The organism is Nocardia sp. NPDC052112, assembly GCF_040680135.1.
GTDB lineage: Bacteria > Actinomycetota > Actinomycetes > Mycobacteriales > Mycobacteriaceae > Nocardia.
Map to the genome: position 1 here is coordinate 100,864 of NZ_JBFAWD010000001.1, position 22,019 is coordinate 122,882.

Consider the following 22,019-nt stretch of genomic DNA (forward strand, 5'->3'; position numbering starts at 1 on the left):
AGCACAGTGAATTTCCAGGAAACAATCCCTGCCAAATGTTTGGCTACCGGTGTGCGATGCCCAGAGTGTGACCGTGCGAACCCCGAAGGCTACGCGTTCTGCGGGAACTGTGGGGCGCCCGCGCGTCGAGTGGATCCTGCGGAGGGGAGGACGCAGCCGACCGGACCCGGTCTGCTGCGTCGTGACCAGGCCACCCGGTATCTTCCTCGATCCTCGGCAGCTGAGCCACGCGGCTGTGGCGGGCGGTTGTCGTACTCGTCCTGGCCGCCGGCCGTCCGCGCCGCCGAGCGTCACCACGATCGTCGTGGGCTACTACGTCGTTCGGGGCGGCGCGATCGCTTCCGTGTCTGTCCGCGTGGCCTGGGATTCCAGCAGGGCGACGATGGTCGCGGCGGTCCAGCCGAGGACCGCGCCCGGACGGGTGGCGATATAGGCGGCGATCTCTTCGACTGTCCAGGAATGGGATTCGGTCAGACCCGCGGCGAGGTGGCGTATGTAGGCGGCCGACGGCGGGTTGCCGGGGAGGTCGGTGTAACGCCAGGGTGCGGTGATGGTGAGGACCGGATGTCCTTCGAAAGTGCCGGTACAGACGACGGTTTCGTAGCGACCGGGACCAAGTGTCAAGCGGCCGTGGGTGATTGCTTCGCCGAGGTCGAGGTCGGTGCCGGGGGTTCGGTACATTTCCTGGGCGGCGATGTCGCAGAACTGGTCGACGGTCACCAGGTGGGCGCGGGCCGCGGTCGTACCGTGGGCGTCGGGATCGTAGAAGGCTCGCCCGCCGGTCCAGGTCAGGGATTCGGTGGCGAAGTATTGCAAGCCGGCAAGTGTAAGCGGTTCGGAACGCAGCGGTTCGGCCCGGTGGCGGCAGCCGGGGAGGGTCACCGCGCCGCCATCGGGTGTGCCGCCGGCCAGGTAGCAGCGCAGACGGCTCGAATGCATATTCGAGCCGTACGACGCGTACCACACGGTCTCGGTCATGGCGCTGGTCCGGGCATCGCACCCGCCTTCCGGTCGGAATCGCCCATAGGACGAGCATGCCACGGGTACCGATATCAGCGCCTTGCGACCGTGAGCACGTCCGGCACCAGCGAGTTCGGCAGTGGCCGACGCACCGGCCGCTGTTCGACGACGGTCAGTTCGGCGGCTCCGACCAGCGAACGCATTTGCTCCGGTGACGGGAAGTAGGCGAGTCCGCGCACGGCCGGCCGCTGCAGTGCCATTGCCCACCGGCTGCGTGGATTATTGATCACGATCGCGAGCAACCCGCCGGGCACCAGCACTCGATGGAACTCCGCCAGCGCCGCCGCATGATCGAAGAAATGGAAGGCGTGCGTGGACACCACCGCATCCACCGCACCGTCGGGCAAGCCGAGATCCTCGGCCTGCCGATTGCGCCACCGCACCCGATCGGATCGCGACTGCGCCCGCTTCAACATCCCCACCGACGCATCGCAGCCGTATACCACTTCCGGGCGCAGCTCGCGTTCGATGCGGGCGGCGAGAATGCCGGTGCCGCAGCCGACATCGGCAATCCGACGCGCCTGGCTGATCCGCAATTGCGCGATGATCTCGTCCTGCGGTGGGCGATAGGCCAGGTGCTGCAGTATCGGGAAGTTGTAGAGCTGCGCGGCCCGGTTCCAGCCGTGGGTCACCAATCCGTTGAGTGCGCGCGTCGGCGCTTCCGATTTGGCAGACATCGCTGTCCCTTCGAAGATGTGATAACAGCCTATGTTGTCTGAGACGGAATCGGCACATGTGGCCGACGAGGTGCGCGTGGTAGTTGGTCTGACCGGCAGATACCAAGCCTGGCACAGCATTTCGTGCGCGTTGGGAAGTCGAATCCGTGGCGCGCGCGAGCGGAATGCGTACACTTCTGCCCAGCCGGAAGCAATCTGAAACAGGTGTCTGTCGGCTGACGTTGGAGGGGTAATTGTCAACACGACGCGACGACATTCTCGATGCGGCACGGGACCTCATCGTGCGCGAGGGCTACGCCGGCGCCAGTATGCATGCGATCGCGCGAGCCGCGGGCATCACCCGACCCGGGCTGTACGCCGAATTCGGCGATCGGGACGAGTTGTTCGAGACATTGCTCGATCGTGAGGAAGAACGGGTGCTTGCCATGGCGGCCGAGGCGACTCCGGTATTCCGGGAGGGCGCGGATCCGGCGGCGATCGCGGCTGATGTCTCGACCGACGCCGTCGACATCTTTCTCGACCTCGTCTCGGCGGCGCCACAGAGCTGGCGGTTCGTGCTTATGTCCGGGGACGGGCTGCCCGAAACCGCGCACGAGCGGGTGGATCGCGGTCGCGAGGCACTGCGGGAGCGCAGTCGCGCGGTGCTCGCACTGATCGCCGCGCTCACCGAGCGAGATATGGACGAGGAGTTGTTGAGCCACGCCGTGATCAGTGCGAGCGAGACCGGTGCCAGACTTGTACTCGCCGAGGGGGGTGCGCAACGGCGTGTGGCGGTATCGGAGACATTGCGGTGGCTGGCACGTCGGGCGGTCGCCGCCGCGGGAGCGGGGGAGCAGTAGCCATGGCCGACGCGAAACACGCAGCGCCCCATAAGCAATCGACACCTCGATCGTCCAAACGCAAATACGCCAAGCGGCTGCAACCTGCGGACCGGCGTGAGCAACTACTCGACGCGGCGCTGCGCATTGTGGTGGAGACGGGGTTCACCGGTGTCAGCATTGCCGCCGTCGCCGAGCGCGGCGGGGTGACCAGGCCGGTCGTCTACGACTCCTTCGGCAGCCGCGACGAACTGCTCGAGGCGCTCATCGACCGCGAGACCGCCCGCATGGCGGTGGCCGTGGCCCGCGCGGTCACCGATACCGCCATGACACCCGATTTCGGTTCCGCCGCAACGGAACAGCTGCCCGCGATGCTGAGGCACTTCCTCGGCGAGGTCTGCTCGATGCCCGACACCTGGCGGCTGGTGTACTTCCCCATCGACGGTGTTCCGTCGGTACTGCGGGAACGGGTCGCCGCGGCGCGCGACGAGTTGCGCGCACCGCTGCGGCAGGCACTCGGGCGGTGGCTGGCTGAGCAGCCCGACGCCGATGGCGTCGATCCGGATGTGTTGGCTCAGGTCGTGCAGGGCACGATCCAGACCGCGGCGGGTCTGGTGCTCGACCATCCCGATGAGTTCGGCGTCGACCGGATCCTGGCGCTGTTCGACTATGTGTTCTTTCGTGCGTGAAGGCAGTGCGTGAACCATCAGCGCTGCGGCATAGCGAATTTCGACGGTGAGTGGTTGTGGTCGCCGTACCTGCGGTGCTGGGCATTCCAGGGCGTCCTGCTCGTATCCGCCGATCGTGCGGCGGCGGCGACCGAACTGAGCGTGAGCTTCGCCTGCGTGCTGGGCCAGCTCGACGAGATCGCGGCCGTGTGCGAGCAACTGCCGCCGGGTTGCACGTCGGGGCCACGGCCGATGCTGTGGAATACCGTGGATCTGGAGATCCGCACGCCGGACAGCACCCGGGTGATCATGACGGCGGCGCGGCCACACGATCCGAACAGCGCCGAGGCCGAGCAGTTGCGGTCCATCGGTATCGAGGCGCGCAGACATGAGCGTGCCTGGCGAACTGGCCGGTGCGAGCTGCGCCTTCTATGAAACCTCGCCCCCGGCCTGACCCTGGCTATCCGCCGGCATCCACTCCGACGCCGGTCAGCTGATAACGCACTGATATAGGTGCCATCTCTCGACGTTTGTCGCCATCGGTAGACGGTGATCGACCCTCCAGCGAGCGGCACGACAGCGCAGGCCCGTTCGCGATGGTGTCGATGACCTTGTCCGGCGTGCGCGGCTCGGCAATTTCAGAAGAATGCAGATCGAACGGTAATCGTAATTCCGCTGCGCATGTTAACAACACGGCGGAATTTATATCGTTTTGCGCATCCTGACGTCACGTTTCGGTCATTTGTATATGCGACATAACGCGGCAAAGGCTAGAGCATTCGGTCGTCGGATCGAGGGCCGAAGGTCACTGCGTCGCATCGTCTTACGTGCGACGCCCTCACCAGCGAAAACGTGCTCGACGGTAAACAAGATCGCGGCTCGCCGCAATTATGAATTATGGCGAGAATTCCACGATGAAGATTTCGAAATCCGGGTAGGCACGGCGAATCGATCAGGCTTAGACTGGGCCGTGGTCGGGGATAGAGGAAAGTTCAATGACCGTTCTGCGACCACAGCTCTATCCCGACGCGGGATCGAGCGGACTTACCGAGCCGGACGCGTCAGCAACACAGCTGGTTCCCCTGTCCGCTGGGCAGCGGGGGTTGTGGTTGGCGCAGAAGTTGAGTCCGGATGTGCCGATATCCGAGGCACAGTACGTCGAGTTGCGGGGAGATCTCGATGTCGATCTCCTGCGCGCGGCGTCGATTCGAGCAGGCCATGAGTTCCAGTCGGGATACCTGCGGCTGGTAGAGGTCGACGGCGAGCCGTATCAGTTGTTCGACCCGTCGCTCGAGGACGCGGGGCCGGTGATCGATATGCGCGGTGCACCGGATCCCGTTGCGGCCGCCTTGGAGTGGATGCATCGGGAGTACACCAGGCCGCTCGACATGACGCGGGACCGGTTGGTGGGAACGGCGGTTCTGCAGGTCGGGGATCGGCATTACCTGCTGTACAGCAGAATCCACCACGTCGCGTTGGACGGCTACGCCGGAATGATGATCGTGAACCGCATCGCGGCGCTGTACACGGCGGCGGTGCTGGGACGGACGGCGGAGCCGAACCGGGCGGCGGACGTGCGCACCCTTTACGAGGCCGACCGCGACTATCGGGAGTCGAAGCGGTTCGCCGACGATAGGGAATACTGGCTGAACAGACTGGCCGATGCCGGGGACGAGTCCAGTCTGGTCGCCGGGCAGGCACCTGCCTGCGCGGACAGTACCGTTGCCACCGCCGAACTTTCGCCGGAGACGGTGCAGCGAATCGATCATTGCGCGAAAGCGTTGGACGCGAGCCCGGCCGCGGTGGTGATCGCCGCATTCGGCTGCTATCTGGCCCGGCTGACCGGCCGCGACGAGGTCATGGTCAATATTCCCGTTTCGGGTCGCACCAACGCCGTACTGCGGCGGTCCGGCGGGATGTTCGTCAATGTCGCGCCCCTTCCGCTCGTGCTGGCGCCCGGCGACACCGTGGCGTCAGTGACGCGGCGGGTGCAGTCCGATCTGGTGGGCGCGTTGCGGCACCAGCGGTGCGGCCTCACCGACATCCGTGCCGCCGCCGGATACCACGGCGGACAGCGGCGATTCGCGGGCCCGGTGGTGAATGTCATGTTCTTCCACCAGGAGATCCGGTTCGGATCGACGACCGGGGACGTCCGTATCCTCAGCTCGGGGCCGGTCGACGACCTGCTGATCGACCTGTATCAGACCGGGGACCCGCCGCGGACGATCCTGCACTTCCTGGCCAACCCCAACCTGTATACCGACGCCGAACTGTCGGCACATTGCACCAGATTCGAGGAGTTCCTCGACGCGTTCGCCGCCACTGTGGACACCGCCCTCGACCAGGTTCACTCCGACAGCGTCCGCGACGGCGCCCGGATCAAGCGTCGCCGTACGAATCTGGCGTTCTGGCGGGCCACACTCGCGGACCTGCCCGAGGAGCTTCGTCTGCCGTTCGACCGGCCACGGCCGGCGGTACCGTCGAATCGAGGCGCCACCGCGAGTTACCCGTTGCGCGCCGATCTGGTTCCGGCCTTGGAACGGTACGCGCGGCAGCATGATTCGTCACTGTTCACGGTGATCCACGGCGCAATGGCGGTCCTGCTCGCCCGGTTGAGCGGCACTACCGATATACCGATCGCCACGCGCGCGGTGGCGCTCGACGATGCGTCGGACGAATTCGTCAATACTCTGGTGCTGCGGACCGAGATCGATCTCGATGAATCGTTCACCGACCTACTCGGTCGGGTCGAACAAGTCGATCTGGACGCCCTCCGACATGCCGATATTCCGTTCGAGCAGGTGGTGGACGAACTCCCCGCGCAGCGGCATCCGCTGTTCCAGGTGATGTTGGCACTGCGGAGTCTCGAGCCGCCGGTGACCGATCTGTCCGAAGCGGCGTCGCGATTCGACCTGCGGTTCCTGGTGTCGGTCGACAGCGGCGATATGACCGTCGCGGTCACTTACGCCACCGACCTGTTCGACGCCGTGACCATTGATTCTCTTGCCTATCGCTGGATTCGGATGCTCGAAGCGATAACCACCGATGCGACTGTTCCGGTCGGGGCGATCGACGTACTCGAGCCTGCGGAGCGGGCGGATCTGCTGACCCGCTCCCGCGTGCCGGCGGCGCTACCGACGACACTGCCCGATTTGTTGGCGGCAGCGGTTGCGCTCGATCCCGATGCCACCGCGATCGTCTGCGATGGTCAGCGGTTGAGTTATCGGGAGCTGGACGAACGCTCCAACCGGCTGGCACGACGGCTTATCCGGCGTGCTATCGGACCGGAGGACGTTGTCGCCATCGGTATTCCACGCTCGGTGGACTCGGTGCTCGCGGTATGGGCGGTGGCGAAGTCGGGGGCCGCGTTCGTGCCGATCGATCCGACCTATCCGGCCGAACGCATCATCCACATGATGACCGATTCGAATGCGGCGGTCGGACTGACCGTGACTGCGGTGCGCGCACAATTACCCGGCAATATTGATTGGCTGATATCGGACAATCTCGACACGTCCGGCGACCAGCCCGACACCGACGCCAGTCGTCCTGTCACCGACAGCGACCGGGTTCGTCCGTTGCGGTTCGATGATCTCGCCTACGTCATCTATACCTCCGGCTCGACCGGACTACCCAAGGGTGTCGCGGTCACTCACCGCGGGCTGGGCAACTGTGCGGCGGAACATCGGGTCGCCATGGGCGTAGAACCCGACTCCCGCACGCTGCATCTGGCTTCGCCCAGCTTCGACGTATCGGTACTCGAGTTGCTGGTGCCGCTGTCGGCCGGCGCGACCATGGTCATCGCACCCGATGATGTCTACGGCGGGGATGAACTCGCGGTCTTGCTCGACCGCGAGCACGTCAGCCACGTTCTCATTACGCCGTCGGTACTGTCCACCATCGAGCAGACCCGTTGGCCGCTGCCGGATCTGAAGTATCTGATGGTCGGCGGTGAGGACTACGGCAGCGATTTGGTCGAGCGTTGGGGCGGCGGCCGCGTCGTACTCGACGAATACGGCCCGACCGAGACCACCATCGCCGCGACGCTGAGCGACCCGTTGGCAGTGGGCGAGTTGGTCACGATCGGCCGCCCGATCCCCGGTGCCTCGGCATGGGTGTTGGATCAACGGCTGCAACCGGTTCCGGTCGGTGTGGCCGGTGAGTTGTATGTCGCGGGTGATCTGCTGGCCCGCGGTTACCACCGCCGAGCAGATATCACTGCTGAACGTTTTGTAGCCTGTCCGTGGCTATCGGGCCGACGCATGTATCGCACCGGCGATATCGTCCGCTGGACCGGCACCGGAGCGATCCAGCACCTGGGCCGATCCGATTTCCAGGTGAAGATTCGTGGTCTGCGTATCGAACTCGGCGAAATCGACACTGCGCTGACCACGCATGAGAGTGTCGCCTATGCCGTTACCATCGGCCACCACAACGACACCGGGGCTCAGACGCTGGTGTCCTATGTCGTCGCCGCACCTGAGCACGCGATCGACACGACGGCGCTGACGGATTACCTGAGCGACCGGTTGCCGTCGTATATGGTGCCGTCCTCGATCATGGTTTTGGACCGTATCCCGTTGACGCCGGTGGGCAAACTGGACCGAAAGGCGTTGCCGAAACCGGTTTTCACCGATACCAAACCCTTCCGACCACCACAGACACCCACCGAACACACGATCGCCCAGGCATTCATCGACGTATTGGGCATCGACACCATCGGCCTCGACGATTCGTTCTTCGCCCTCGGCGGCGACAGTTTGGTCGCGACGCGCGTCGCGGCGCGACTCGGGGCCGCATTGGATGCCGAGATTCCGGTGCGACTGTTGTTCGAGGCGTCCACAGTCGCGGAGCTCGCCACCCGCATAGAGCAGCATGCCGGTACGGGACGCAGACGCCCACCGCTGGTCGCCGGGCCCCGCCCCGATCTCGTGCCGTTGGCACCGGCCCAACAACGGATGTGGTTCTTCAATCAGTACGACACCGCATCGGGCGCGTACAACATGCCGATCGCCATTCGGCTGCGTGGCGAATTGAATATCGACGCCCTGCACTCGGCCGTTGTCGACGTGCTGGGTAGACACGAGTCGCTGCGAACGCGGTACCCGGATCACGACGGAATGCTGATCCAACTGATCGAGCCCGTCGAGAAGCTGGACCGCGAGCTGATCGTGGTGCCGGTCGCGCCGAACCGGTTGGTCGAGACCGTAACCGAATTCGTCGCCGAAGGCTTCGATGTGACCGCCCAGGCGCCCGCGCGTGCCCGGTTGTTCCGCATTGTCGGCGACAAGCGACCGGAATACGTATTGGCCGTCGTGGTGCACCACATCGCCGCGGACGGCTTCTCCATGGCGCCGCTGGCCCGCGACGTGACGACTGCCTATGCCGCCCGGATCCACGGAACGGCCCCGGCCTGGGCGCCGCTCCCGGTCCAGTACGCCGACTACGCACTGTGGCAACAAGCTACCCTCGGCGCGCCCGACGATCCGGAATCGCTGTGCGCCGAACAGATCCGATACTGGACCGAGACGCTGGACGGCGTTGCCGAGGAGCTTCGTCTGCCGTTCGACCGGCCGCGGCCGGTGGTGATGTCGAATCGCGGCGCCACGGTCGATTACTCGGTGCCTGCCCATGTGATGCGGGCATTGGAACGGTTTGCGCGCCGGCATAATTCGTCGCTGTTCATGGTGATCCACGGCACCCTGGCGGTCCTGCTCGCCCGGTTGAGCGGCACCACCGACATTCCGATCGGCACACCGATCGCCGGTCGCGGAATAGCCGCACTCGACGACATGATCGGCATGTTCGTCAACACCCTGGTGCTGCGGACCGAGATCGATCTCGATGAATCCTTCACCGAGCTGCTCGGCCGGATCAAACAAGCCGATCTGGACGCCTTCGAACACGCCGACGTTCCGTTCGAACAGGTGGTGGACAAACTCGTCGTACAGCGGTCCCAAGCACGACATCCGCTGTTCCAGGTGATGCTGGCATTCCAAAACCTGGAACCGGTAACGCTCCGACTGCCCGATCTCGAGCTGTCGATGGTCGATCTGCCCAATGCGGTGTCCCGGTTCGACCTGCAGTTCATCCTGTCGGAAAACCATGACAGCGGCGCCATGACTGTCGCGGTCACCTACGCCACGGATCTGTTCGATGCCGCGACCATCGATTCTGCTGTGCATCGGTGGATTCGGATTATGGAATCGATAACCATCGACGCGACCGCCGCTGTCGGAATGATCGATGTGCTCGAGCCCGCGGAGCGAGCGGACCTGCTGACCCGCTCCGGTGCGCCGGCGGCACCGCTCACCGCACTGCCCGATTTGCTCACGGCAGCGGTTGCGCTCGATCCCGATGCCACCGCGATCGTCTGCGATGGTGAGCGGTTGAGTTATCGGGAGCTGGACGAACGCTCCAACCGGTTGGCACGACGGCTTATCCGGCGTGCTATCGGACCGGAGGACGTTGTCGCCATCGGTATTCCACGCTCGGTGGACTCGGTGCTCGCGGTATGGGCGGTGGCGAAGTCGGGGGCCGCGTTCGTGCCGATCGATCCGACCTATCCGGCCGAACGCATCTCCCACATGATGACCGATTCGAATGCGGCCTTCGGTATTACGACCGCGTCCGTACACGCGCAACTGCCCGACGACACCGATTGGCTGATACCGGACAACCTCGACGAGACCGACAGCGATCCGATCACTGACAGCGACCGGGTTCGTCCGTTGCGGATCGATGATCTCGCCTACGTCATCTATACCTCCGGCTCGACCGGACTACCCAAGGGTGTCGCGGTCAGCCATCGCGGGCTGGGCAACTGTGCGGCGGAACACCGGGCCGTCATGGGTGTCGAACCCGGTTCCCGCACATTGCATCTGGCTTCGCCCAGCTTCGATGTATCGGTGCTGGAAATGCTGCTGCCGCTGTCGGCTGGCGCGGCGATGGTCGTCGCACCCGATGATGTCTACGGCGGGGATGAACTCGCGGCGTTGCTCGACCGCGAGCACGTCAGCCACGTTCTCATTTCGCCGTCGGTACTGTCCACCATCGACCAGACCCGTTGGCCGCTGCCGGATCTGAAGTATCTGATGGTCGGTGGTGAGGACTACGGCAGCGATTTGGTCGAGCGTTGGGGCGGCGACCGCGTCGTACTCAATGAATACGGCCCGACCGAGACCACCATCGCCGCGACGCGGGGCCTGTTGTCGGCCGGAGAGCTGGTCACGATCGGCGGCCCGATTCGCGGGGCCTCGGTATGGATCCTCGACCAACGGCTGCAACCGGTTCCGGTTGGTGTGGCTGGTGAGTTGTATGTCGCGGGTGATCTGCTGGCCCGCGGTTACCATCATCGAGCAGACGTAACGGCACAGCGTTTCGTAGCCTGCCCCTGGACACCCGGCCGACGCATGTATCGCACCGGCGATATCGTCCGCTGGACCGGCACCGGAGCGATCCAGCACCTGGGCCGATCCGATTTCCAGGTGAAGATTCGTGGTCTGCGTATCGAACTCGGCGAAATCGACACTGCGCTGACCACGCATGAGAGCGTCGCCTATGCCGTTACCATCGGCCACCACAACGACACCGGGGCTCAGACGCTGGTGTCCTATGTTGTCGCCGCACCTGAGCACGCGATCGACACGACGGCGCTGACGGATTACCTGAGCGACCGGTTGCCGTCGTATATGGTGCCGTCCTCGATCATGGTTTTGGACCGTATCCCGTTGACGCCGGTGGGCAAACTGGACCGAAAGGCGTTGCCGAAACCGGTTTTCACCGATACCAAACCATTCCGAGCACCACAGACACCCACCGAGCACCTCATCGCTCGCGCCTTCGCCGACATACTCGACGCCGATACGGTCGGTCTCGACGATTCCTTCTTCGCCCTCGGCGGCGACAGCATCATGTCGATTCAGTTGGTAACCCGAGCCAGGGCCGCCGGTGTGGCGTTTTCCGCACGCGATGTGTTCGAACAGAAGACGGTCGCCGGACTGGCCGAGGTCGCAGTCCGCGACGGCACCGCGGAATCCCTTGCGACGGAACTGCCCGGCGCAGGTGTGGGGCCGGTACCGCTGACACCGATCATGCGCCAGCTGCTGGAACGAACCGAGACGCGGTTCGGCCGCCTCTCCCAGGCGATGATGTTGAATCTGCCGATCGGAATCGACCGGCAGCGGCTGGTGGAGACCGTGCAGGCGGTCCTGGATCGGCACGACATGCTGCGCGCACGGCTCACGGACGACGGTGGCCACCGGGCGTGGGATGTGCAGCCGATAGGAGCGGTTCGCGCCGACGACGTCATCCATCGAGTGCCGATGCAAACAAGCATCGTGCCGCAGACATCGGCAGCGGTGGAGTCGACTTCCGCTGCGGACCGGCTCGATCCGGACGCCGGAATCGTGCTGCAGGTGGTCTGGTTCGATCCGGTGGACACGGCGGAACCGGGCCGGCTCCTGGTGCTGGTGCATCATTCGGTGATCGATGCGGCTTCCTGGCGAGTGCTGGTGGCCGACCTCGCGGTCGCGTGGGCGCGGATCGAGTGCGGCGAACCACCCGATCTGGCCCCGGTCGGGACATCGATGCGCAGGTGGGTCCATGGGCTGGTCGAGGCGGCCCGACACCCGGAGCGGACAGCCGAGCTCGAGCTGTGGCGAGCGACGGCCAGTGGGCCCGATCCGATGATCGGGTCGCGACCCCTCGACCCGGCGATCGATGTGGCCGCCACTGCTCGGACGGTCGAGATCGAGCTGTCTCCCGAGGTGACCGCTGAGCTGTTGACCGAGGTGCCAGCGGTATTCCACAGCGGGGTTGGCGACGGGCTGCTGACCGCGCTGGCGTTGGCGGTGACGAAATGGCGGCGCGAACGGGAGCCGGAGGCCGCCGGGCTGACGGATATGCTGATCGGTCTCGAAGGGCAGGGTCGGCAGGAAGGTGTCGTCCCAGGCTCGGACCTGACCCGCACGGTCGGCTGGTTCGCCACGAGTTTTCCGGTGCGTTTGGATCTGTCGGGCATCGATATCGACGACGCCTGCGCGGGTGGGGCAGCTATGGGCGCAGCGCTCAAGTCCGTCAAGGAACAGCTGCTCGCCATTCCGGACCACGGGATCGGCTACGGCCTGCTGCGGTACCTCGACGAGGACACCGCCTCGACATTCGGCGCCCTGCCGACGCCGCAGATCGCGTTCAACTACGTCGGCCGCGTGTCCACCGGGCATACCGAAGGGGTACCGGCGGTCGGATGGCTGCCGGTGGACGGCGGCGAGCTCGCCGGTGCGCGGAATCCGGATATGCCGGTGTCGGCGGTGCTCGATATCCAAGCCTGCACCCGCGACGACGGAGCAGGCCCGCGGTTGCGGGCCGTGTGGTCTTATCCCGCCGACGTGCTCACCGCCGACGAGGTGTCCACTGCGGCGCAGCTGTGGTCCCGGGCATTGACCGCCCTGGCGAGCCATGCTCGCAATGCCGGTAGCGGGGGAAGGACGCCATCGGATCTGGAGCTGGTCCGGCTCGAGCAGGCCGAAATCGAGCGACTCGAGCACAGGTATCCGACGTTGAGCGACGTCTGGCCGTTGACACCGTTGCAGGAGGGGTTGCTGTTCCACGCGTTGGTGTCCGTGGATTCGGTCGACGCCTACCTGACCCAGCTGGTACTCGAGCTGCGTGGACAAGTCGATCCGGAGCGGCTGCGCCGGGCCGGGCAAGTGCTGCTGGACCGGCATGCGAATCTGCGCGCTGCCTTCGACTCCGATGTCGGGCCGGTACAGGTGGTCCTGCAAGATGTCGACGCTGCCTGGTCGGAGCTCGACCTGTCCGGGCTCGACGACAGTGCACGTGATCGCGAGTGGGAGCTGCTGCTGGCCGCGGACCGGGCAACCAGATTCGATCCGGCTCGTGCCCCGCTGCTGCGCTGGATGCTGGTCAGCACCGGGCTACAGCGCTATCGACTGGTACTGACCAATCATCACCTGCTGCTCGACGGCTGGTCGACGCCGCTGCTCCTGAGGGAGTTGCTGGTGCTCTACGCCACCGACGGCGATGCCGCGATGCTGCCCGAAGTCCGCCCCTACCGGGACTTCCTGGCCTGGATGGCCGGACAGGATCCGGCCGCGGCACTCGACGCCTGGGCCCGCGCGTTCGACGGCGCCGCGGAGCCGACCCTGGTGGCCCAGGCCGATCCCGGCCGCCGCTACACCGAATCTCGCGATGTGCTCGGCGAGCTGACCGAGGAGCAGACCACAGCGCTGACGAGCATCGCCAGGGCCCGTGGCGTCACCCTCAACACCGTGATCCAGCTGGCATGGGCAATCATGCTGGGCACGTTGACTTCTCGCGACGATGTGACGTTCGGTGCCGTGGTCTCCGGACGGTCCCCCCGGATCACGGGCATCGAATCGATGATCGGACTGTTCATCAACACAGTGCCGGTGCGCGTCCGTCTCGAACCCGACCAGAGCCTGGGACAGTTGCTCGACCGAATCCAGACGGAACAGGCGGCCCTGCTCGACCACCAGTTCGTCGGACTCACCGAAATCGAGCGGGTGGCCGGGCCGGGTGCGATATTCGACACGATGACGGTTTTCGAGTCATTCCCGATCGACCGTTTCGGGCTGACCGCGAACACCGATATAGCTGGTATGCGAGTAGTCGATGTCACGGGCATGGACGGCGCGCACTATCCGCTGGGATTGGTCGCGCAGGTCGACACTCGACTGCATCTGAAGATCAAGTACCTGCCCGAACTCTTCGATCGCGACACGATGAACGCGACCCTGCAGCGTGTCCTGCGCGTACTCGGCACCGTCGCAACCGACCCGGATCTGCCGCTGGCCCGGCTGAACCTGCTCTCCGCCGCGGAATACCGGGAGTTGACGCCGGTTTCGGGCTCCCCGGCGGTGCCGGGACGAGTGCTGCCGGAACTGTTGGCGGCGGCGGTCGCGCGGGATCCGGGTGCGGTCGCGGTGGTGTACGAGGATCGGCAGTGGACCTACGGCGAACTCGATGCGCAGTCGAATCGGCTGGCACGGTTGCTGATCGATCAGGGGGTGGGGCCGGAGACCGATGTCGCGGTAGCGCTGCCGCGATCGGTCGAGTCGGTGCTCTCGATTTGGGCGGTGGCGAAGTCGGGGGCGGCATTCGTACCGATAGACCCGGAGTATCCGACCGACCGGATCGAGCACATGCTCACCGATGCCGGCGTGGCGGTGGGAATCACCTCGGCACAGTGGCGGCATCGATTGCCCGGCTCGGTGCCGTGGTTGGTGCTCGACGAGGCGGCGGCCGAAGCCGAGATGTCGGTGGCGTCGGCGGCGCCGGTGACCGATGCGGAGCGAACCGCGCCGCTCCGGCTCGACCATGCCGCGTACCTGATCTACACCTCCGGTTCCACGGGTGTGCCCAAGGGCGTGGTGGTGTCGCACCAAGGGTTGGCGGATCTGGTGGTCGAGCAGCATTCGCGGTTCGATATCGAGCCCGGTGCGCGGGTGCTGCACATCGCATCGCCGAGTTTCGATGCGGCGGTCCTGGAACTGCTCTGGGCATTCACCTCGGGTGGGCGGCTGGTGATCGCGCCGCCGACCGTCTACGGCGGGAACGAGCTGGCGCGGATCCTGTCGAGCGAGCGGGTGACCCACGCGGCGATGACGCCGACCGCCCTGGCGACGATCGACCCGGCCGGGCTGGAGAACCTCGAGACCGTCGTGGTCGGTGGCGAAGCGCCCCCACCCGAGCTGGTGTCCCGGTGGGCGCCGGGCCGGCGGCTGTTCAACACCTACGGTCCGGCAGAGGCCACGATCCAGACCGACGCCAGTGCGCCGCTGGTGGCAGGTGAGCCGGTGACGGTCGGCGAACCGATCCGCGGGGTCGGGCAGGTCGTGCTCGACGCCTGGTTGCGGCCGGTGCCCGTCGGAGTTATCGGCGAGCTGTATCTCACGGGTCCTGCGCTGGCTCGTGGCTACCGCAACCGAATGGGGCTGACGGCGACGCGGTTCGTCGCCGATCCGTTCGCAGCGCGGGGACAGCGCATGTATCGGACCGGTGACCTGGTGCGGTGGCTGCGCCTTCCGGAGGGGAACCTGGCGCTCGACTATGTGGGGCGGGCCGACTTCCAGGTCAAGCTCCGTGGTTTCCGCATCGAACTCGGCGAGGTCGAATCGGCCATAGCGACGTGCGCCGGTGTGGCACGTGCGGTCGCGGCCGTCCACCGTGGCGGCACCGGTGATCGGTTGATCGGGTACGTGGTGCCCGAGCCCGGCGTCGTCCTCGACCCGGCCGCGGTCCTCGCGGTCGCCGGACAGCGGCTGGCCTCGCACATGGTGCCCGCGACAGTGATGGTGCTCGACACGCTGCCCGTGACAGCGAGCGGCAAACTCGACCGCGCCGCGCTACCCGAACCGGACTTCACCACGGGCCGAGCCGAATTCCGGGCGCCGGTCACCGATGTGGAGAAAACGCTGGCCGGACTGTTCACCGAGGTACTGGGTATCGATGCGGTCGGTCTCGATGATTCGTTCTTCGCCCTGGGCGGCGACAGCATCATGTCGATCCAGTTGGTTACCCGAGCCAGGGCCGCCGGTGTGGTGTTCTCCACGCGGGAGGTGTTCGAACGGAAGACGGTCGCCGGACTGGCCCAGGTCGCAGTCCGCGACGGCACCGCGGTCGCCCTTCCCGCGGAGCTCCCCGGCGCAGGCGTGGGACCGGTACCGCTGACACCGATCATGTGCTGGATGTTCGAACGTGGCGGATTCGATCGGTTCTGCCAATGGGTGACGCTCACGCTGCCGAGCGGCATCGACATGACCGGAATCGAGGCCACCGTGCAAGCGGTGATCGATCACCACGACATGCTGCGGGCCCAGCTGCGTCCAGAACCCACGCACCCGTCCGGGTGGGCAATGCAGGTGCGCCCGGCCGCGATGACCGCCGCCGGGCTGATCCGGCGCGTTTCGGTGGAAGTCCCGCCGGACAGCGCTTACTTCGCCGCGATCGCCGCCGCCGAGGCGAGCGCGGCCGCCGAACGCCTCGACCCCGGCGCGGGCATCATGCTGCAGCTGGTCTGGTTCGACTGGGCCGACCGGCCGGGACGGGTGCTCGTGGTCGCACACCACCTGGTCGTCGATGGGGTGTCGTGGCGGATCCTGATTCCCGATCTCGCTGCGGCGTGGGCCCAAATCAGTGCCGGGCAACGGCCGCGGCTCGCGCCCGTCGGCACCTCGATGCGACGCTGGGCCCATGGTCTGAGCACCGCGGCCGAGAGCCTCGATGAACTCGACTGGTGGCGATCCACACTCGCGGCCGCTGATCCGGCGATCGGTACCCGGCCGCTCGATCCGGAAGTGGACGTACAGGCCACCGTCGCGACCATCGAGGTGACGCTGCCGACCGCGGTGACCCGCGCCGTGCTCACCACCCTGCCCCAGGCGTTCCGCGGCAATGTGGACGATGCCCTCATCGCCGGGCTCGCACTGGCACTGGCGCGATGGCGGCATTGCCGCGGCGACAAGGTGACCGAAACGCTGCTCACCCTCGAAAGCCACGGTCGCGACGATGCGGTGCTGCCCGGCGCCGACCTCACCCGCACGATCGGCTGGTTCACCACCACCTATCCGGTGCGAGTCGACCTGTCCGGTATCGACCTCGATGACGCGTTCGCCGCCGGTCCTGCCGCGGCAGCGGTCATCAAATCGGTCAAGGAGCAACTCCGCGAGGTCCCCAACCGCGGCATCGGCTACGGGCTGCTGCGCTACCTCAACGCCGACACCGCGCCCATCCTGAGTGGGCTACCCGACCCGCAGGTCAGCTTCAACTACCTCGGTCGTTTCGACACCATTCCCACGGAATTGCGCAATATCGGATGGATGCCCGCCGGTGGCGATACCGACGGCGGCGGCAATCAGAATTCCGACGCGGCCGCGGCAGCCGTGATCGGCATCAACGCGGTCACCACGGATACCTCGGATGGCCCCGCCCTGACCGCCGCCTGGGACTACCCGACCGGCGTACTCACCTCCGCCGAAGTCACCGAGATCGCCGAACTGTGGCGCGACGCCGTGACGGCTCTCGCCAGCCACGCGTCTCGACCCGGTATCGGCGGGCTGACGCCCTCCGATATCGGCCTCGTCGATCTCGACCAGGCCGCGATCGATCGGCTGGAGATCCGACACCCGGCATTGGACGACATCTGGCCGCTCACGCCGCTGCAGGCGGGGCTGCTGTTCCACGCCCAGCTCGCCGACGGCGCCTCCGACGCCTACATCGTGCAACTCGGCATGGAACTCGGCGGGCGCGTCGACGCCGACCGGCTGCGCCGTGCCGCGCAGACCCTCCTCGGACGGCACCCGAACCTGCGGGCCGCGTTCGTGCGCGACGGAGCCCGCGAGCCGGTCCAGGTGGTCTACCAGCATGTCGACGTGCCGTTCGCCGAGATCGACCTCACCGAACGCGACGACACGGCGGCCGCGCTCGAAGAAGTCATGGACAGCGAGCGCCATTTCGACGTGACCGCGGCACCTCTGCTGCGACTGGCATTGATCAGCATCGCTCCCGAGCAGTACCGGCTGCTGTTGAGCATGCATCACATCCTGATAGACGGCTGGTCCACACCGCTGCTGATCCGGGAACTGCTCGTCCTCTACGCCAGCGACAGCGACACCGCAGCACTGCCGTCGGTGCGTCCCTACCGCGATTACCTGATGTGGCTGAACGACCAGGACCGGGCCGGTGCGGAAACCGTGTGGGCACAGGCACTCGAGGGCGTCGCCGAGCCGACGCTGCTGGCGCCCGCGGACCGCGGCCGCCGATCCATCGCCGCAGCGGGCGAAGTGCGGGTGCAGCTCGACGAGGACCGCACCGCTGCGCTGGTAACGGTGGCCCACCACCAGGAGACCACTCTCAACACCATCGTCCAAGCGGCCTGGGCGCTCGTACTCGCCAATGCGACAGCCCGCGAAGACGTGGTCTTCGGTACGACCGTCTCCGGGCGGCCGCCACAGCTTCCCGGCATCGAATCGATGATCGGACTGTTCGTCAACACCGTGCCCGTCCGGGTCCGGCTCGATCACCGCGAGACCCTCGCGCAACTCCTGCGGCGAATCCAAACCGAACAAGCCGCGCTGCTCGACCATCAACATCTCGGACTGGCACGGATCCAACAGGTGAGCGGTCCCGGCGCGATGTTCGATACGGTGACCGTCTTCGAGTCCTATCCGGTCGACCGGGCCGGGCTGTCCGAAGACGTCGATATCGCCGGGATGCACGTCCGCGACATCCAGGGACGAGACGCCGCGCACTATCCGCTCGGCCTGATCGCCCACCACGACAACCAGCTGCACCTGACCTTCGAATACCTGCCCGAACTGTTCACTCGAGAGCAGATCGACGCCCTCGCCGACCGCGTGTTGCGGGTGCTCGACACCGTCGCCGCGAATATCGACCTCCCGCTTACCGAACTGCTGCTGCTCTCGCCGGTCGAGCAGGCCACGCTGGTGCCCGTCCGCGGTCGGGCCGGCACGGTGGCATCGCCGTTGCCACAGGTGTTGTCGGATGCGGCCATGACGACGCCGGACACGGAAGCGCTGGTCGGTGACGGCGTAAGGCTGTCGTACCGCGAACTCGATGAAACTTCCAACCGGTTGGCACAGATATTCATCGATATGGGGATAGGACCGGAAGTGATCGTTGCTGTGGCGCTGCCGCGCTGCACCGACGCGATGATCGCCGTCTGGGCGGTCGCCAAGAGCGGCGGCGCGTTCGTCCAGGTCGACCCGACCCATCCGCGCGACCGGGTGACGCGCATTCTCGCCGATTCCGGTGCCGCTGTCGGGCTGACCCTCGATTCCTACCGAGACCAACTACCGGACGCGCTCGAATGGCTCGCCCTCGACGATCCCGCCTTCGCCGCGAGGATGGCGGCGGCGGCCCCCACAGCGATCGATGACGCCGAACGCGTAACCCCGCTACGGCCGGAGCATCCGGCCTACCTGATCTACACTTCGGGCTCTACCGGGACCCCCAAGGGCGTCGTGGTCACCCATACCGGGATAGCGAACCTGGCCGCCGAAACCCGGGAGCGGTACGGCCTCACCCCGGCTTCTCGGATGCTGGGCGTCGCCTCGCCGACCTTCGACGTCTCGATCCTCGAATGGCTCAGCGCGACCGCCGCTGGCGCCACCCTGGTCCTGGCACCCGCGTCGGTTGCCGTCGGCACCGAACTGGCCGAGTTGATCAATGCCGAACGCGTGACTCATGCCGCCATCACGCCTACCGTGCTCGCAGCACTGCACCCCGACACCGTCGACACCGTCGAAACCCTGATCCTCGGCGGCGAGAAGTGTCCACCCGATCTGGCGGCGCGGTGGACGCCGGGCCGCACCGTGCTCAACAGCTACGGGGCCACCGAAACCACAGTCGTCAGCTGTGGGCATGCTCCGTTGACCACGACCACGGGCGCCCCGATGACCATCGGCGGGCCGACGCTCGGATTCAGCGCCGTCGTACTCGACCGCAGATTGCGCCCCGTCCCGCCCGGAGTAGTCGGCGAACTGTACGTTTCCGGACCTGGCCTGGCCCGCGGCTACCACCGGCAGCTCGCGACCACAGCGGCCCGATTCGTCCCCGACCCCTACGGACCGCCCGGGACACGCATGTACCGGACCGGCGACCTGGTCAGCTGGACCAACGATCGAACACTGCGATTCTCCGGTCGCAGTGACCTGCAGCTCAAGATCAACGGCCACCGCATCGAACCCGGCGATATCGAAGCCGCGCTGCGCGACCACCCCGATATCGACCGGGCCGCCGTCACGATCCACACCCGACCCAACGGCAGCAATCAACTCGTCGGCTACGTCGTGCCCGCTTCCGGTACCACGCCCGACACGGCCACACTGACCGCCCACCTCGCAACGCGACTACCCACGCACATGATCCCCACGGCCATCCTCACCGTCGACCGGATACCCCTCACCTCCACCGGCAAAGTCGACTACAAAGCCCTGCCCACACCCCGGTGGCGACCTGCCCGGTTCCGGCCGCCGTCCACCGCACTCGAGGCCACCGTCTGCGATGCCTTCACCCGAACCCTCGGCATCGAGCGGATCGGTCTCGATGACGGCTTCTTCACCCTCGGCGGCAACTCGCTGGCCGCGGCCGAGTTGGTGGCGCGGCTGGCGGAGTCGACCGGTGTCACCGTGCCGGTTCAGTGGATCTTCACCGATCCGACACCCGAGTCGCTGGCCCGCCGCATCGACGCCGGCCGCTACGGGATCGACGAGCAGGACCCCGGTGCGGCGCTGTCCGTCGTGCTGCCCCTGCGCGCCGCCGGCACCGAGCCGCCGCTGTTCTGTGTCCATCCCGCCATCGGATTGGCTTGGGGTTTCAGCGGACTCGTGCAGCATCTCGATCCGGACCGCCCCGTGTACGGGGTGCAATCCCCGGCGTTCAGCGACGCCACCGCGAAGTTCGAGACGCTCGACCAACTGGCCGCCCGCTACGTCCGAGAGATCCGGGCGGTCCAGCCGCACGGCCCCTATCATCTGCTCGGGTACTCGCTCGGCGGCACCATCGCGCATGCGATCGCCGTCCAACTCGGCCGCGACGGCGAGTCGGTCGCCACCCTGGCCATGATGGACACTCGTGTCGTCACCGCCGGTACCGTCCGCGCACCAACTCCTCCCATCGGGCAGCTGCTGGCCGAGTTCGCCGGTCTCGAAGTGCCACCGGACCGGGCCGATCTCACCGCCGAGTCCGCGGCCGAGCTGCTCCACCGGCAAGGTGGACTGTTCACCGCCGTCACCCCCGAGCAGCTCGTGCTCCTGCACGACGACTACACCCGGCTCGTCGACCTCACGTGGCACCACCGGCCGACGCCCTTCGACGGTGACCTGATCTACTTCAGCGCCGCTGCCCACACAGCGGACGGCCCCGCCCCGGTCCTCGCCTGGAACGACCTCGTCACCGGCCGGATCACCGAACATCGCATTCCGGTCCGCCACGAACGGATGATCGAACCCGAATCGCTGCGCGCGATCGGATTCGCCCTCACCGAGCACTTCCGCTCCGCACACACCACCCCCATGGAGTCCCCACCCCCTACAAGGACAAGCCGATCATGAACACCTGCCGAATCGTCGGGTCGCGCTCCGGCGTCGAGCCAGTCAACCTGTTCGCTCCCGATCCCGCGACTCCTATCGCCGCGCACCCCCGTGCCGCCGAATTACGTAGGTGGACTCAGGAATACCTGTGTCAGCCGCATCCCGACCTAGGTCGAACCGGTCCGGTCTGTCCTTACACCAACCGCGCCATCACAAACCACTTCCTGTGGGCCGCATTCATCGAAGGTCGTTCCATCGACGCTCGGATCCTGACCGCGGTCGTCGACGATCTGTACGAACTGTTCCCCGTCCTGCCACCCCGGGACGAACCCGATTCCAAGTTCAAGGCCGTCCTCGTGGTCTTTCCGAACCTCACCGAATACGCGGACATAGACGCGGTTCAAATCGAGCACAAGTCTCGATTCGTCGAAAAGGGTCTGATGCTGGGGCAGTTCTATCCGGGGTGCACCGCCCCGGGGCTGCACAACCCGGCCTTCCCCGCACTCGACGCGCCACTGCCCATTCTCGCCGTTCGCCATATGGCCCCCACCGACTTCCCATTCCTCAGCACCCGCCATGAATGGATGGATTCCTACCTCAAACTGTTCGCCCCTGCGATCCCCAAGTTCATCACCAGCACCATGTCCGACAGACTCACACATCCGACCGATGGCGCCGCGAACGCCGCCGCCCGCGCGGATCCGCGGGTGACAGCGCGACGAAATCGACCGTAGCGCAACG

General features: G+C 66.3%; 7 protein-coding genes. 5 read left to right on the forward strand and 2 right to left on the reverse strand.

All coding sequences use genetic code 11. The features are described from left to right. Nucleotides 1–312: 312 nt before the first annotated feature. Both AB0L58_RS00495 and AB0L58_RS00500 read right to left on the reverse strand, forming a co-directional pair. Complete coding sequence (locus AB0L58_RS00495) at nt 313–978, reverse strand: histone deacetylase (RefSeq protein ID WP_364378647.1); 666 nt, start codon at nt 976–978, stop codon at nt 313–315. A gap of 74 nt (nt 979–1,052) precedes the next feature. Beyond that, complete coding sequence (locus tag AB0L58_RS00500) at nt 1,053–1,697, reverse strand: methyltransferase domain-containing protein (protein WP_364378650.1); 645 nt, start codon at nt 1,695–1,697, stop codon at nt 1,053–1,055. Nucleotides 1,698–1,930: 233 nt separating this feature from the next. Here AB0L58_RS00500 and AB0L58_RS00505 point away from each other — a divergent pair, with 233 nt between their 5' ends. From AB0L58_RS00505 to AB0L58_RS00525, 5 genes are all read left to right on the forward strand, one after another. Continuing rightward, nucleotides 1,931–2,536: a helix-turn-helix domain-containing protein gene (locus tag AB0L58_RS00505; protein WP_364378653.1), complete on the forward strand. Its 606-nt coding sequence runs from the start codon at nt 1,931–1,933 to the stop codon at nt 2,534–2,536. Between the two features lie 2 nt (nt 2,537–2,538). Next, nucleotides 2,539–3,204: a TetR/AcrR family transcriptional regulator gene (locus tag AB0L58_RS00510; protein WP_364378656.1), complete on the forward strand. Its 666-nt coding sequence runs from the start codon at nt 2,539–2,541 to the stop codon at nt 3,202–3,204. Between the two features lie 9 nt (nt 3,205–3,213). Next, nucleotides 3,214–3,618 (forward strand): VOC family protein, encoded by a 405-nt coding sequence (locus AB0L58_RS00515; RefSeq protein WP_364378659.1) that lies wholly within the window; start codon nt 3,214–3,216, stop codon nt 3,616–3,618. Between the two features lie 560 nt (nt 3,619–4,178). Then, the gene (locus tag AB0L58_RS00520; RefSeq protein WP_364378661.1) at nt 4,179–21,299 is read left to right on the forward strand and encodes an amino acid adenylation domain-containing protein; all 17,121 of its coding nucleotides are present in this window, start codon (nt 4,179–4,181) and stop codon (nt 21,297–21,299) included. Continuing rightward, nucleotides 21,296–22,012 carry a DUF6875 domain-containing protein gene (locus AB0L58_RS00525; protein ID WP_364378664.1) on the forward strand — a complete coding sequence of 239 codons (717 nt, stop codon included), beginning with the start codon at nt 21,296–21,298 and terminating at the stop codon, nt 22,010–22,012. Before AB0L58_RS00520 ends, AB0L58_RS00525 begins: the two co-directional genes overlap by 4 nt. The last annotated feature ends 7 nt before the right edge of the window (nt 22,013–22,019 follow it).